General features: G+C 61.1%; 11 protein-coding genes. 8 read left to right on the top strand and 3 right to left on the bottom strand.

All coding sequences use genetic code 11. From position 1 onward, the window contains the following. Window position 1: 1 nt before the first annotated feature. Window positions 2-898 carry a LysR family transcriptional regulator gene (locus tag ACMGF9_RS02885; RefSeq protein ID WP_076740992.1) on the bottom strand — a complete coding sequence of 299 codons (897 nt, stop codon included), beginning with the start codon at window positions 896-898 and terminating at the stop codon, window positions 2-4. Window positions 899-1,170: 272 nt separating this feature from the next. Here ACMGF9_RS02885 and ACMGF9_RS02880 point away from each other — a divergent pair, with 272 nt between their 5' ends. The 8 genes from ACMGF9_RS02880 (at window position 1,171) to ACMGF9_RS02845 (ending at window position 12,179) form a co-directional block, all read left to right on the top strand. Then, on the top strand, window positions 1,171-2,487 hold the full coding sequence (locus ACMGF9_RS02880; RefSeq protein ID WP_076740993.1) for a M20 family metallo-hydrolase: 1,317 nt from the start codon (window positions 1,171-1,173) through the stop codon (window positions 2,485-2,487). After that, window positions 2,484-3,935, top strand: coding sequence for a M20 family metallopeptidase (locus ACMGF9_RS02875; RefSeq protein ID WP_414160530.1), 1,452 nt, complete (start codon window positions 2,484-2,486; stop codon window positions 3,933-3,935). The genes ACMGF9_RS02880 and ACMGF9_RS02875 overlap by 4 nt, the downstream gene beginning before the upstream one ends. A 100-nt stretch (window positions 3,936-4,035) precedes the next feature. Next, a complete protein-coding gene (gene abgT / locus ACMGF9_RS02870; protein ID WP_048325457.1) occupies window positions 4,036-5,562 on the top strand; it encodes a p-aminobenzoyl-glutamate transporter in 1,527 nt (508 codons plus the stop codon). Window positions 5,563-5,740: 178 nt separating this feature from the next. Further along, window positions 5,741-6,667: an aminoimidazole riboside kinase gene (locus ACMGF9_RS02865; RefSeq protein ID WP_172574952.1), complete on the top strand. Its 927-nt coding sequence runs from the start codon at window positions 5,741-5,743 to the stop codon at window positions 6,665-6,667. A 194-nt stretch (window positions 6,668-6,861) separates the two neighbouring features. Next, window positions 6,862-8,271, top strand: a complete 1,410-nt coding sequence (locus ACMGF9_RS02860; protein ID WP_172575174.1) for a carbohydrate porin — start codon at window positions 6,862-6,864, stop codon at window positions 8,269-8,271. A gap of 63 nt (window positions 8,272-8,334) precedes the next feature. Further along, on the top strand, window positions 8,335-9,705 hold the full coding sequence (locus ACMGF9_RS02855; RefSeq protein ID WP_015379066.1) for a sucrose-specific PTS transporter subunit IIBC: 1,371 nt from the start codon (window positions 8,335-8,337) through the stop codon (window positions 9,703-9,705). Next, window positions 9,705-11,114, top strand: a complete 1,410-nt coding sequence (locus ACMGF9_RS02850; RefSeq protein WP_075685054.1) for a sucrose-6-phosphate hydrolase — start codon at window positions 9,705-9,707, stop codon at window positions 11,112-11,114. The genes ACMGF9_RS02855 and ACMGF9_RS02850 overlap by 1 nt, the downstream gene beginning before the upstream one ends. Window positions 11,115-11,135: 21 nt before the next feature. Further along, on the top strand, window positions 11,136-12,179 hold the full coding sequence (locus ACMGF9_RS02845; RefSeq protein ID WP_015379068.1) for a LacI family DNA-binding transcriptional regulator: 1,044 nt from the start codon (window positions 11,136-11,138) through the stop codon (window positions 12,177-12,179). A 56-nt stretch (window positions 12,180-12,235) separates the two neighbouring features. On the opposite strand, the gene exbD is transcribed toward ACMGF9_RS02845, so the two are convergent. Further along, window positions 12,236-12,658, bottom strand: a complete 423-nt coding sequence (gene exbD, locus ACMGF9_RS02840) for a TonB system transport protein ExbD (protein WP_004937307.1) — start codon at window positions 12,656-12,658, stop codon at window positions 12,236-12,238. 3 nt (window positions 12,659-12,661) lie between these two features. Further along, window positions 12,662-13,642 (bottom strand): tol-pal system-associated acyl-CoA thioesterase, encoded by a 981-nt coding sequence (gene exbB / locus ACMGF9_RS02835; RefSeq protein ID WP_414160529.1) that lies wholly within the window; start codon window positions 13,640-13,642, stop codon window positions 12,662-12,664. Window positions 13,643-13,800: the final 158 nt, after the last annotated feature.

Here is a 13,800-nt window from a genome sequence, read left to right as displayed (position 1 = left end):
ATCACCGACAGTAAAGGCGAAACAGGCGCGCCAGGTGCGCGCCCATCGGCGTCAGGGTGGTGTCCTTGCGTTGGATAAGATAAAACGTCGCTTTCGGCAGACGCTCTTTCAGCTCGAGCGGCACCAAATGCTTGCCCAAAATCGGATCCGAAATCACGTCCACCGACAGAATGCTGACAAAATCGCTCTGCGCCACCAGGCTGGTACAGGCCATAAAGGTCTCGCAGGTCACGCTGATCGACGGCGCCATGCCCAAGTCCCCGAACAGATCGTGCAATAGCCGATAGTAACTGCCTTTCGGCGTCGGCATGGTCCAGTCGCAGTGCTGCAGCTGTTTCAGCGAGGTCGCCCCCTCCATCGGATGCCCTTTGCGCACCACCACCCGATACTCTTTTTCCATCAGCCGTTCATACTGCAGCTCGTTGTCGAGGCTGCTGGGGTAATAGGTATTGACGGTAAAATCCAGCTCGCCCTGGCGCAGTTCTGGGATCATCGACACCAGTTGCCCCTCGACGATGCGCACCTTCACGTTGGGATACTCACGGTGAAACTGGGTGACCACCTGCGGCATCACGGTGCGCGCAATGCTGCCGCCAACGCCGATATTCACCGTGCCGCCCGCCAACCCCAGCCGCTGCTGAATGTCTTCCTGCGCCACCCGCAGCTCCTCGAGGATCAGGCTGGCATGCTGGAAAAAGTTATCGCCGCAGTCGGTCAATACCACCCCCTGGCTACGGCGAATAAACAGCTTGGCGCCCAGCACCTCTTCCAGCTCCTGAATGGCCTTGGTCAGCGCAGGCTGGGAAAGGCGAGAGGTGCGGCTGGCGGCGCGGATGCTGCCCTGGCGGCTAACGTCCACAAATGCACGCAATTGGTGCAATTTTATCGAGGCTGGCATAGGCGAAAGGCGATAACCGTTGTTTATCAATAGCAAGATATTGGCATCTTATTTAGCCAGATTCCATTGTGTACATTCGGAAAAAACATAATAAATAACCAAATTCTTATTTCGCTTAATTAAGCGCATTTTCTGCGCCAATAAGCGCCATTCACGGCAGTTAGTAACCAAACGCACCTTTTTCTTTGCAATAGCTTCACCGTCTGATTTCAGTTCAGAGCATAACTGCTGCCTGGAGCGATCCAGCGCGCGATAACTTATGAGATATCACTATGACTAATTCGCTTTCGATGTTGGTGGCTGATTTGTACCCGCAATTGCAGGCCTGGCGCCGCGACTTCCACCGCTATGCCGAATCCGGCTGGTTTGAGTTCCGCACCGCCACCCTGGTGGCGGAAGAACTCGATCGGCTGGGCTATCGCCTGCAGCTGGGCCGCGAGGTCATCAAGGCCGAGGCGCGCATGGGGCTGCCCTCGCCCGCCGAGCTGGAAGCGCAGGAACAGCGCGCCCGCAATCAGGGGGCGTTGGAGAAATGGCTGCCGCATTTTTCCGGCGGCTTCGCCGGCATCGTCGCAACGCTCGATACCGGCCGCCCCGGCCCGACTATCGCTTACCGCGTGGATATGGACGCCCTCGATCTCAACGAATTGCTGGAACCCGAACACCTGCCGTTCCTCGAAGGGTTCGCCTCTTGCAACAGCGGCATGATGCATGCATGCGGTCATGACGGCCATACCACCATCGGCCTGGGGCTGGCGCACGTGTTCAAAAGCCTGGAATCCCAGCTTCGCGGCACCGTCAAACTGATCTTCCAGCCGGCGGAAGAAGGCACACGCGGCGCAAAATCGATGGTGGAGGCCGGCGTGGTGGACGACGTCGATTTCTTCACCGCGGTGCATATCGGCACCGGCGTGCCGCCCGGCGAGCTGGTGTGCGGCAGCGATAGCTTTATGGCCACCAGCAAGCTGGACGTTACTTTCCGCGGCGTCGCCTCCCACGCCGGCGCCAAGCCGGAAGACGGCCGCAACGCGCTGCTGGCAGCGGCGCAGGCTGCGCTGGGGCTTTACGCCATCCCGCGCCACAGCGAAGGCAGCTCGCGCATCAATGTCGGCGTGCTGCAGGCCGGCACCGGCCGCAACGTGATCGCCGATCGGGCGTTTATGAAGGTAGAAACGCGCGGCGCCACCAATGAGATCAACGCGTTTGTCTATCAACAGGCGCTGAACGCCATCGAAGGCGCCGCCAAAATGCACGGCGTCGCCTGCGATATCGCGCTGATGGGCGCGGCGCAGAGCAGCAAACCGACCCAACCGTGGGTGGATTACATCCGCCGCCAGGCGCAGCAGATAACCGAGCTGGCCTCGGTGGTCGATCGCCGCGAACAGGCCGCCGGCTCAGAAGACGCCACCTACATGATGGAACGGGTGAAATCCCGCGGCGGCCAGGCCTCATACGTCATTTTCGGCACCGAACTGAGCGCCGGGCACCATAACGAGAAATTCGACTTCAACGAGCAGGTGATGGCGGTGGCGGTGAAAACGCTGGCGTCGCTGGCGCTGAACCTGCCGACATTCGGGAGCGGAGCATGAGCAACTCAGAACTGCAGGCCTTTATCGACGACTACATTGACCAACGCCAGCCCCGCTTCAGCGCGCTGAGCGACGCGATTTGGGACCACCCGGAAACGCGCTTTAACGAGACCTATTCCGCCACGTTGCTGGCCGATGCGCTGGAACAGGAAGGCTTCTCGGTTGAACGCGGCGTGGGCGACATCGAGACGGCGTTCATCGCCAGCTACGGCAGCGGCCACCCGATTATCGCGCTGCTGGGCGAGTACGACGCGCTGGCCGGGCTGAGCCAGCAGGCCGGTTGCGCCACGCCGCAGCCGCTGGTGGAAAACGGCAACGGCCATGGCTGCGGCCACAACCTGCTGGGCACCGCCGCGCTGGCCGGCGCCTTCGCCGCCAAGGCGTGGATGCAGCAGAACCGGCTGAGCGGCACCCTGCGCTTCTACGGCTGCCCCGGCGAAGAAGGCGGCTCCGGCAAGACCTTTATGGTGCGCGAAGGCCTGTTCGATGACGTCGACGCCGCACTCACCTGGCACCCGGAAGGCTTCAGCGGCATGTTCAATACCAGCACGCTGGCCAACATCCAGGCGGCGTTTCACTTCAAGGGCGTCGCCGCCCATGCCGCCAACTCGCCGCACCTGGGGCGCAGCGCGCTGGACGCGGTGACGCTGATGAATACCGGCGCCAACTTCCTGCGCGAACATATCGTGCAGGAAGCGCGGCTGCACTACGCAGTTACCAACACCGGCGGCAGCTCCCCCAACGTGGTGCAGGCCGACGCCGAGGTGTTGTACCTGATCCGCGCGCCGCAGCTCGATCAGGCGCAGGACATTTACCAACGGGTGATCAACATCGCCAAGGGCGCAGCGCTGATGACTGACACCCAGGTGGAAGTGCGCTTCGACAAGGCCTGCTCCAACTATGTGCCGAACCGCAGCCTGGAACGCGCGATGTATCAAAACCTGTGTGATTTCGGTCTGCCCGAGTACAGCGACGCCGAGCGCCGCTTCGCCGAGGAAATCCGCCAGACCCTGAGCCGCGACGATCTGCGCAACGCCAAACTCAACATTGCCCGCACCGGCGGCGCGGCCGGACGCGAGTGGGTGCAGCAGTTGGGAGATAAGGTGCTGATGGACGAGGTCGCGCCTTATGTGGAATCCGACGACCTGCTGTACGGCTCTACCGACGTTGGCGACGTGAGCTGGGTGGCGCCGACCGCCCAATGCTTCAGTCCTTGTTTCGCACTCGGCACTCCGCTGCACACCTGGCAACTGGTGGCGCAGGGCCGTACCGCTATCGCCCATAAGGGCATGTGCCTGGCCGGCAAGGTGATGGCGGCGACCGCCATCGATCTGCTGAGCGACAGCGCCCTGCTGGCGCGCTGCCGCAGCGAGTTCGAGCGCCGGCGCGCCGAACAGCCGTACCGCTGCCCAATCCCGCAAGGGGTGCAACCATCGCCATTGGAATAGCATGAACAGACAGGGCCCGGACAACCGGGCCACTAAGTATAATTATAAATAAATCAAATAATAACAATCACACAACAGAGCAAACACAGAGGGTAAAATCATGAGTGAGGCCACAACGCCAATCAATAAAAGCCCCGGACGCGTTTTTTACTGGGTGGAACGCATCGGCAATAAGATCCCCAATCCGTTTTTACTGTTCGTCTATTTGATCCTGGTGCTTATGCTGGCCACCGCGCTGTTTTCCTGGCTCGATGTGGCGGTGAAAAATCCGGCCACCGGCGAGCTCATCAAGGTGAATAACCTGATGAGCGTGGCGGGCATGCAGTGGATATTTCCCAATATCATCCATAACTTCAGCAGCTTTGCGCCGCTGGGGGCTATTTTGGCGCTGGTGATAGGCGCCGGCCTGGCGGAAAAGGTCGGCCTGCTGCAGGCGCTGATGTACAAAATGGCCTCGCGCGTCAGCGCCCGCTACGCCAGCTATATGGTGCTGTTTATCGCCTTCTTCAGCCATATATCGTCGGACGCTGCGCTGGTGGTGATGCCGCCGCTCGGCGCGCTGATGTTTATCGCAGTGGGCCGCCACCCGATAGCCGGGCTGCTGGCGGCGATCGCCGGCGTCGCCTCCGGCTTTACCGCCAACCTGTTGATCGTCACCACCGACGTATTGCTTTCCGGCATCAGCACCGAAGCCACCAAAGCGGTGGACGGCGCGGTTCACGTCAGCGTGATCGACAACTGGTACTTTATGGCCACCTCCGTGATCGTGCTGACCATCGCCGGCGCGCTGCTCACCGACAAGTTTATCGAGCCCCGTCTGCCGAAGTGGCAAGGCGGCACCGAAGACAAAATTGCAGCGCTGACCCCGCTGCAGAACCGGGGGCTGATGATGAGCGGCATCGCCGCGCTGGTGTTTATCGCCATCATCGCCGCTCTGGTGGTGCCGGAGGCCGCGCCGCTGCGCGATCCGAACACCGGTTCGGTGATCCCTTCCCCGTTCATCAAGGGTATTGTGCCGATCATCATCCTGTTCTTCTTCACCGTCGCCATTACCTATGGCGTGGTCACCAAACAGATCCGGCGGCCGGACGATATTCCCCACCACTTGCTCGATCCGATGAAAAGCATGGCGGGTTTCATCGTGATGGTGTTTCCACTGTCGCAGTTCGTGGCGTTCTTTAACTGGAGCAACATGGGCAAGTTTATGGCCGTCGGCCTGACCGATATGCTGGAAGCCGCCGGCATGAGCGGCGCACCGGCATTTCTCGGCCTGATGTTCCTCTCCGCCTTCCTGTGCATGTTCATCGCCAGCGGCTCGGCGATCTGGTCAATTTTGGCGCCGATCTTCGTGCCGATGTTTATGCTGCTCGGTTTCCACCCGGCGTTCGCCCAGATGATCTTCCGCATCGCCGACTCTGCGGTGCTGCCGCTGGCGCCGATGTCGCCGTTCCTGCCGCTGTTCCTCGGCTTCCTGCAGCGCTACCGCAAAGACGCGCAGCTCGGCACCTATTACGTGCTGATCCTGCCCTATCCTTTGGTGTTCTTCAGCGTGTGGATTTTGCTGCTGCTGGTCTGGTATGCGCTAGGCTTGCCAATCGGACCCGGCGTCTATCCGAAGCTGGGCTAAACGCCCCGCTATCTCGCCCCGCGCCGGTTCGCGGGGCAGATCCCCTTCTCCCCAAGCCCAGCAGAAAGATTGATCTTCCTCACTGACCAAGCGGCTCTGAGGATTATTTCATTGCCTTGCTAAACCGGTTCTTCTATTTTAGCTCACCATCTGACAACGACAAAAACAGGGATTAAGCATGATGAATCGCGTATGGGTACTGGGCGACGCCGTGATCGACCTGGTGCCGGAAAATGCCAACGGTTATCTCAAATGCCCCGGCGGCGCGCCGGCGAACGTGGCGGTGGGTATCGCCCGCCTGGGCGGCGACAGCGCCTTTATCGGCCGGGTGGGGCAAGACAGCTTCGGCGCCTTTCTGCAGCAGGTGCTGAGCGATGAAGGGGTGGATATCGGCCATATGCGGCCGGATCCCGAACACCACACCTCCACGGTGGTGGTGGATCTCGATCTTCAGGGTGAGCGCTCATTCACGTTTATGGTGCAGCCCAGCGCCGATCTGTTTTTGCAGCCCGACGATCTGCCGGCTTTCCAGCGGGGGGAATGGCTGCACCTCTGCTCCATCGCGCTGTCGCAGGAGCCCAGCCGCAGCGCGGCCTTTACGGCGATGGAACGCATGCGGGCGGCCGGCGGCCGGGTCAGTTTCGATCCCAACATCCGCGAAGAGGTCTGGCGCCAGCCGGAAGCGCTGCGCCCCTGCCTGCAAAAGGCGCTGCTGCTGGCGGACGTGGTGAAACTGTCGCGCGAAGAGCTGGCTTTCATCAGCCATCTTGACGATCTGGAGAACGCCATGCGCTGGATGATGCAAACCTATCCGCTGCGCCTGCTGCTGGTAACGCTGGGCGGCGACGGCGTCTGCGTACACGATGGGCATCGTCTGCGTCATTTCCGCGCGCCGCCTGTCGTGCCGGTCGATACCACCGGTGCCGGCGACGCCTTCGTCGCTGGGCTGTTAGCGGCGCTGGCACGCCTTCACGAATTACCTCAGGAAGCGCAGTGGCCGGCGGTTATCGCCCAGGCGCAGGCCTGCGGTGCGCTGGCCACCACCGCCAAGGGCGCTATGACCGCCCTGCCCCGCGCCGACGAGTTGGCTGCTTTCCTGCGTTGATTCTCTGCATCCACGGCGCTCCCCTGAGCGCCGTGGTCTTTTAACCCGCGATTTGCGTACTCGATCACAATAGCTGAATCGGGTTAGCAAACTTGATTGCCAGTCCGCTTCTCGATCGCTATCTTTCGCCATGAAAAACCGGTTTAGCAATTTAGCAAAAAATAATAACAACCCTTCCCGGATGATAGACGATGATGAAAAAACTCAGCTATTTGGCGATAACAACAGGGCTTTTCCTCTCCACGTCTGCCGCTGCGGCCTCGGGCGGCGGCAGTATCGAGGCGCGTCTCAACGCGCTGGAACAACGTCTGGCGCAGGCGGAACGGCGCGCCGCTCAGGCTGAAACCCGCGCCACGGCGGCGGAACGCCGGGCGCAACAGCTGGAACAGCGCACCGCCAGCACCGAAAGGCAAACCGCGCAGGTCGCGCAGCGCGCCGCCACGCTGGAAACGCAATCCTCTCCGACCAGCGCGCTGAAACTGAACGGTTTCAACGATCTGAAACTGTATGGCGACGTGGAGTTCAACCTGGACGGCGCCAGCCGCAGCGGCCAGCTGACGTCGTTGAAAGGCAGCGACCACAAGGACTGGAAACCCGGCAACAAAGAGCGCTGGGACATCAACGGCCGCATTCTGGTCGGGCTGGACGGCTACCGCCGCAATCCGGACGGTAACTTCTCCGGCTTCAGCGTCCAGCCGCTGGCGGACATGAGCGGCAAAATGAACCTGGACGACGCCGCTTTCTTCTTCGGCAATGAAAAGAACTGGCAAACCAAAATCGGCCGCTTCGAAGCCTACGACATGTTCCCGCTGAATCAGGACACCTTCATTCAATACTCCGGCAATACCGCCAACGACCTGTACGCCGACGGCTTCGGCTATATCTACATGATGAAAGAAGGCCGCGGCCGTAGCAGCAGCGGCGGCAACCTGATGCTGAGCAAATACGCCGGGGATGTCTATTTCGAACTGAACACGCTGGTGGAAGACGGCACCTCGCTGTTCCAGGACAACAGCTACCACGGCAATGCGCTGGAAAATAAGAAAAACGTCGCCTATTTGCGCCCGGTGATCGCCTGGAAGAAAGACGCCTTCAGCATCGCGGCGGCGATGGAAAGCAACGTGGTGAATAACGCCTACGGCTATCAGGACAGCCAGGGCCGCTTCGTCGATCAATCCAAGCGCAACGGCTACGGCATGACCATGAGCTGGAACACCAACGCGGCCGATCCGGATAACGGCGTGGTGGCCAACCTGAGCGCCGCCTACCTGGATGCCACCGGCGAGCAAGACTTGACCGCCGGCGTCAACGTGCTGTGGCGACGCTTCGAACTGGGTTATATCTATGCGCACAACAATATCAAAGAGTTCAATACCGCCGGGATCGCCGCCGATATCCACAACCCGCTCAGCGAACCGGGCAACTACGACATCCACACCGTTCATGCGTCGTATCAGATACCTAACATTATGAATATGAAGAATTTCAACCTGTATTTAGGCGCCTATGTCTCGCTGCTGGAAGCCAACGCCGACAGCAAGATAGCCAACGGCGACAACGACCAGCGTTACGGCATGCGCGCCAGATTCAAGTATTTCTTCTGACATCGATTCACGTCGCTGCGCCGCAAACTGCGCAGCGGCATTTTTATTTAGCAAGGGGACAACATGGACATTACCGCAACCGCCAACGCGCTGTTGCCGCTGCTCGGCGGTAAAGAGAACATCGCCAGCGCCGCCCACTGCGCCACGCGCCTGCGCCTGGTGCTGGTGGACGACAGCAAGGTGGACAAAGAGGCCATCGGCAAACTGGACGGCGTCAAAGGCTGCTTCAGCAACGCCGGCCAGATCCAGGTGATCTTCGGCACCGGGCTGGTCAATAAGGTGCATGCGGAATTCATCAAGGCGGCGGGCGTCAGCGAATCCAGCAAGGCCGAAGCCGCCGATATCGCGGCGAAAAAGCTCAACCCGCTGCAGCGCATCGCCCGCCTGCTGTCGAACATCTTCGTGCCTATCATCCCGGCGATCGTCGCTTCCGGCCTGTTGATGGGGCTGCTCGGCATGGTGAAAACCTACGGCTGGGCCGATGCCAACAGCGCGTTGTTCATCATGTTGGATATGTTCAGCTCGGCGGCGTTCATTATTCTGCCGATTCTGATCGGCTTCACCGCCGCACGCGAATTCGGCGGCAATCCCTATCTGGGCGCCACGCTCGGCGGCATTTTGACGCATCCGGCGCTGACCAATGCCTGGGGCGTCGCCGGAGGGTTCCACACCATGAACTTCTTCGGTCTGGACATCGCCATGATCGGCTACCAGGGCACGGTATTCCCGGTGCTGCTGACGGTGTGGTTCATGAGCCTGTTGGAAAAACGGCTGCGCAAGGTGATCCCCAACGCGCTCGATCTGATCCTGACGCCGTTCCTGACGGTGGTGATCTCAGGCTTTGTCGCCCTGCTGTTTATCGGCCCCGCCGGCCGCGCGCTGGGCGATGGCATCTCCTTCGTGCTCAGCACGCTGATTGCTCATGCGGGGTGGTTAGCCGGGCTGCTGTTCGGCGGCCTCTATTCCGCTATCGTCATCACTGGCATCCACCACAGTTTCCACGCGGTAGAAGCCGGGCTGCTCGGCAACCCCAATATCGGCGTCAACTTCCTGCTGCCGATCTGGTCGATGGCCAACATCGCTCAAGGCGGCGCCTGCCTGGCGGTCTATTTCAAAACCCGCGACGCCAAAATCAAAGCCATTGCGGTGCCTTCGGCCTTTTCCGCCATGCTCGGCATCACCGAGGCGGCGCTGTTTGGCATCAACCTGCGCTTCGTGAAACCGTTTCTGGCGGCGCTGGCGGGCGGCGCGCTCGGCGGCGCCTGGGTGGTGGCCAACCATGTCGGCATGAACGCGGTCGGGCTGACGGCGATCCCCGGCATGGCGATCGTGCAGGCCAGTTCTCTGGTCAGCTATATCATCGGTCTGGCGATCGCGTTTGGCAGCGCCTTTGTCCTCTCCCTACTGCTGAAATACAACACGGACGCGCAATGATGGAAGAACTCAGCTTAATCAAACAGGCACTGCGGGCGGTAATGAACGGCCAGCCGCTTGCGCTGCGCGATCCGCACCGACCGGACTGGCATCTGGCACCCAGCGTTGGCCTGCTGAACGATCCCAACGGCTTTATCCAGCATAACGGCGTTTATCATCTGTTTTATCAGTGGAATCCGCTGGGTTGCGATCATCGCAACAAATGCTGGGGACACTGGCAGTCGGCTGATTTGCTGCGTTGGGAGCACCAGCCAATCGCCCTGGCGCCCGGCGCCTGTTACGACAGCCACGGCTGTTACTCCGGCTCGGCGGTGGTGGCGGAAGGCAAAATCACGCTGATCTACACCGGCAACGTGAAATTCCCAGACGGCTCACGCACCGCTTACCAATGCCTGGCTCAGGAAAGCGAACGGGGCGAATATCGCAAACTCGGGCCGGTGCTGCCGCTGCCGGAGGGCTACAGCGGTCACGTACGCGATCCGAAAGTGTGGCGTCATCAAAATGACTGGTACATGGTGCTCGGCGCGCGTGACTTGCAGGATCGCGGCAAGGTGCTGCTGTTTCGTTCCAGCGATCTGCGCGACTGGCAAGCGCTGGGAGAGATCGCCGGTTCCGGACTGAACGGCTTAGAGGAATTCGGCTACATGTGGGAGTGCCCGGACCTGTTCTCGTTGGACGGCGATGAGGTGTTGATCTGCTGTCCGCAGGGGCTGACGCCGCAGCCGGAACGCTATCTCAACCGTTATCAGGCCGGTTATCTGCTCGGCAAGCTGGATTACCGGCAGGCGGCCTTCAGCCACGGCGAATTCCGCGAGCTGGACGCCGGCTTCGAGTTCTACGCGCCGCAGACGACGTTGGCGGAAGATGGCCGCCGCCTGCTGTTCGGCTGGATGGGCGTGCCCGAGCAAGATGAAGAAGCCCATCCGACGCGCCGTTACGGCTGGATCCACACCATGACCTGCCCGCGCGAACTGTCGCTGCGGCATGGCCGCCTCCACCAGCGCCCGGCGCGCGAGCTGCAACAGCTGCGCGGTGAGCGAGCAGGCTGGCAAGGCCGCGCCGATAACGCCCCCGCCTATGCGCTGGGGGCCGCGGAGCTGCAATTGACGCCGCAGGGCTCGTTCAACGCAACCTTTGGCGACGCGATGACGCTGAACTGGGACGGCGAAAGGCTGCGGCTGACACGTGCTTCCCTGACCGACGGCCGGCCGGAGCACCGTTACTGGCGCGGCCCGGTCACGCATCTGCAACTGCTGTTCGATCGTTCCAGCGTGGAGATTTTCATCAACCACGGCGAGGCGGTGATGAGCGCACGCTACTTCCCGGCGGGTGAGCCGCAACTGCGGCTGTGCGGGAGCGCGCCGCTGGCGTTGGAATACTGGCCGCTGACGCCATGCATGCTAGAATGACGCATCCTCCGATGACTTCAGATGGCGTCAGTGAAAAAAAATAAACGCATTACCATCAGTGACATCGCCACGCTGGCCGGGGTGTCGAAATCGACCGCCAGCCTGGTGCTGAACGGCCGCAGCAAGGAATACCGGGTGTCCGACGACACCCGCGATCGCATTCTGGCGCTGGCGCACGAACACCATTATCAGCCCAGCATCCACGCCCGCTCTTTGCGCTCCAACCGCAGCCACACGCTGGGGTTGGTGGTACCGGAGATGACCAACTACGGCTTTGCGGTGATTTCGCGCGAGCTGGAAACGCTGTGCCGCGAAGCCGGGCTGCAGCTGTTGATCGCCTGTACCGATGAAAACCCGGCGCAGGAAATGATGGCGGTGAACAGTCTGGTGCAGCGGCAGGTGGACGGCTTGATTGTCGCCTCCAGCCAGCTAAACGACGCGGAATACCAGAAGATCAATGTCGGACTGCCGGTGGTGCAGATGGACCGTCTGATCGCCGGTTCCGAACTGCCGCTGGTGATCACCGATTCGGTCAACTCGACCGCCGACCTGGTGGAAAAGGTCGCGCGCCAACATCCGGACGAGATCTATTTTCTCGGCGGGCAGCCGCGCATTTCGCCGACCCGCGATCGGCTGGCCGGTTTCCAGCTTGGCCTGCAGCGCGCCGGCATCGAGTGCAAACCGGAATGGATCATCAACGGCAACTATCACCCCAGCTCAGGGTACGAGATGTTCGCTCAGCTGTGCGCACAGCTGGGGCGGCCGCCCAAAGCGCTGTTTACCGCCGCCTGCGGCCTGTTGGAAGGGGTATTGCGTTATCTGACTCAACATCAGCTGATGGAGAGCGACATCCACCTGTGCAGCTTCGACGATCACTACCTGTTCGACTGCATGACGCTGAAGATCGATACGGTCGCACAGGACTGCCGGGCGCTGGCGCAACATAGCTTCGACCAAGTCACCGCACTGATCGACGAGCGGCCGCTGGAACAGAACGCGCTTTATCTGCCGGGCCGTATCCGCTGGCGCCATGCCGGTTCCCGGGCTTTGTTGGCCGAAGAGTGATATCTCTGAACCAGTAAAAAGGGCGCCGAAGCGCCCTTTTTTGTTTCATCAGCCCGCTACTTGGCGGCGCCTTCCATGCCCACCAGCCCCACTTTCAGGTAGCCGGCTTTACGCAGGGTGTCCATCACGCTCATCAGCGTTTCATAGTCCACGCTCTTGTCCGCCTGGAAGAAGATGGTGGTTTCTTTGTTCGCCTGGGTGCGTTGATCCAGCACCGAAGTCAACTGATCGGCATTCACCGGCTGATCGCCGACGTAGAGCTGCTTGTCGGCCTTCACCGACAGGAACACCGGTTTTTCCGGCCGCGGCTGCGGTTTGGCGGAGGAGGCCGGCAGATCGACGCGGATATCTACCGTTGCCAGCGGCGCGGCCACCATAAAGATGATCAACAGCACCAACATGACGTCGATAAACGGCGTCACGTTGATTTCATGCAGTTCGCCGCTGTCGTCCAAATCTTCATTTAAGCGCATCGCCATGACTCACCCCACCCGCAGTTGGTGTGCGTGCTGTGAGCGCTTGGCTTCTGCCGTTGCGGCCAGATCCAGATCGCGGCCCTGCAGCAGCAAGACCTGCGCCGCCACGTCGCCCACCTGAGCGCGATGGCCGCTGATGACGCGAGCGAAGATGTTGTAGATAACGACGGCAGGGATCGCCGCGACCAGACCCAGTGCGGTCGCCAACAGCGCTTCCGCGATGCCCGGCGCCACAACCGCCAGGTTGGTGGTCTGCGAATGGGCGATGCCGATGAAGCTGTTCATGATGCCCCACACGGTGCCGAACAGACCGACGAACGGCGAGATGGCGCCGATGGTGGCCAAGAAACCGTTGCCGCGGCCCATGTTGCGGCTGTAGGCCGCCACGCGGCGCTCGAGGCGGAAGCCGGTGCGCTCTTTGATGCCGTTGTTGTCGTTGGATTCCGCAGACAACTCCAGCTCATTTTGCGCGTCGTTCAGCAATACCGCGCTGACGCTCTCCGGACCGAAGTTTTGCGCCAGTTCGGAGGCTTCATCCAGCGAGCGCGCTTCGGCCAGCGCCAGCTGTTCGCGGCGCAGACGGCGCTTGGCGCGCAGCAGTTCGCTGCCTTTGGAGAACAGAATGGTCCAGGTCACGATCGAGGCCAGCACCAGGCCGATCATTACCGCTTTCACCACCGCGTCGGCGTGCTGGTACATGCCCCAAACGGACAGGTCCATGCCGCGGGTTTCCGGTGGCTGGATCGTTGGCGCCGGGTTCACCGGCGTAATGCTCTCCGGCGCGGCGGCTGCAGCAGGTGCAGGCGCGGTGGTCGGCGCAACGCTTTCGGCAACGGCCGGATTGCTCGCCGGCGCGGCCTGCGCGCTGCCGGCCAGCCCTACGACCAGCACCATAGATGCCATCAGGCTGCGGCCGAAGGCCTTGCCCCACTGCGCCCGGCCCTGGCCGAACGATCCTTGATTTAAATTCTTGCCAGCCGTTTTCACGCTGTGCCTCCACCCATTACCGATCAAAATTAAGGAATAATTCAGCGTGCGATCATATCAAACCAACCGGGGATTGATAGTGGTTCTCATTATTATTTACCAAATAAACGAGAAAATTTTAGCCAGCATCGCCACAAAGCGCCAATCTGTGTCCGTTC

It is taken from the genome of Serratia sp. BNK-23 (genome assembly GCF_047456145.1).
Lineage (GTDB): Bacteria > Pseudomonadota > Gammaproteobacteria > Enterobacterales > Enterobacteriaceae > Serratia > Serratia nematodiphila.
The sequence above is the reverse complement of the archived record's forward strand: the minus strand, read 5'-3'. Positions and strand labels throughout refer to the sequence as shown.

Excerpts from the sequence above, each read along its gene's own strand:
- ACMGF9_RS02885 (WP_076740992.1), bottom strand. The coding sequence starts at position 898 with ATGCCAGCCTCGATAAAATTGCACCAATTGCGTGCATTTGTGGACGTT.
- ACMGF9_RS02880 (WP_076740993.1), top strand. The coding sequence starts at position 1,171 with ATGACTAATTCGCTTTCGATGTTGGTGGCTGATTTGTACCCGCAATTG.
- ACMGF9_RS02875 (WP_414160530.1), top strand. The coding sequence starts at position 2,484 with ATGAGCAACTCAGAACTGCAGGCCTTTATCGACGACTACATTGACCAA.
- abgT (WP_048325457.1), top strand. The coding sequence starts at position 4,036 with ATGAGTGAGGCCACAACGCCAATCAATAAAAGCCCCGGACGCGTTTTT.
- ACMGF9_RS02865 (WP_172574952.1), top strand. The coding sequence starts at position 5,741 with ATGATGAATCGCGTATGGGTACTGGGCGACGCCGTGATCGACCTGGTG.
- ACMGF9_RS02860 (WP_172575174.1), top strand. The coding sequence starts at position 6,862 with ATGAAAAAACTCAGCTATTTGGCGATAACAACAGGGCTTTTCCTCTCC.
- ACMGF9_RS02855 (WP_015379066.1), top strand. The coding sequence starts at position 8,335 with ATGGACATTACCGCAACCGCCAACGCGCTGTTGCCGCTGCTCGGCGGT.
- ACMGF9_RS02850 (WP_075685054.1), top strand. The coding sequence starts at position 9,705 with ATGGAAGAACTCAGCTTAATCAAACAGGCACTGCGGGCGGTAATGAAC.
- ACMGF9_RS02845 (WP_015379068.1), top strand. The coding sequence starts at position 11,136 with ATGGCGTCAGTGAAAAAAAATAAACGCATTACCATCAGTGACATCGCC.
- exbD (WP_004937307.1), bottom strand. The coding sequence starts at position 12,658 with ATGGCGATGCGCTTAAATGAAGATTTGGACGACAGCGGCGAACTGCAT.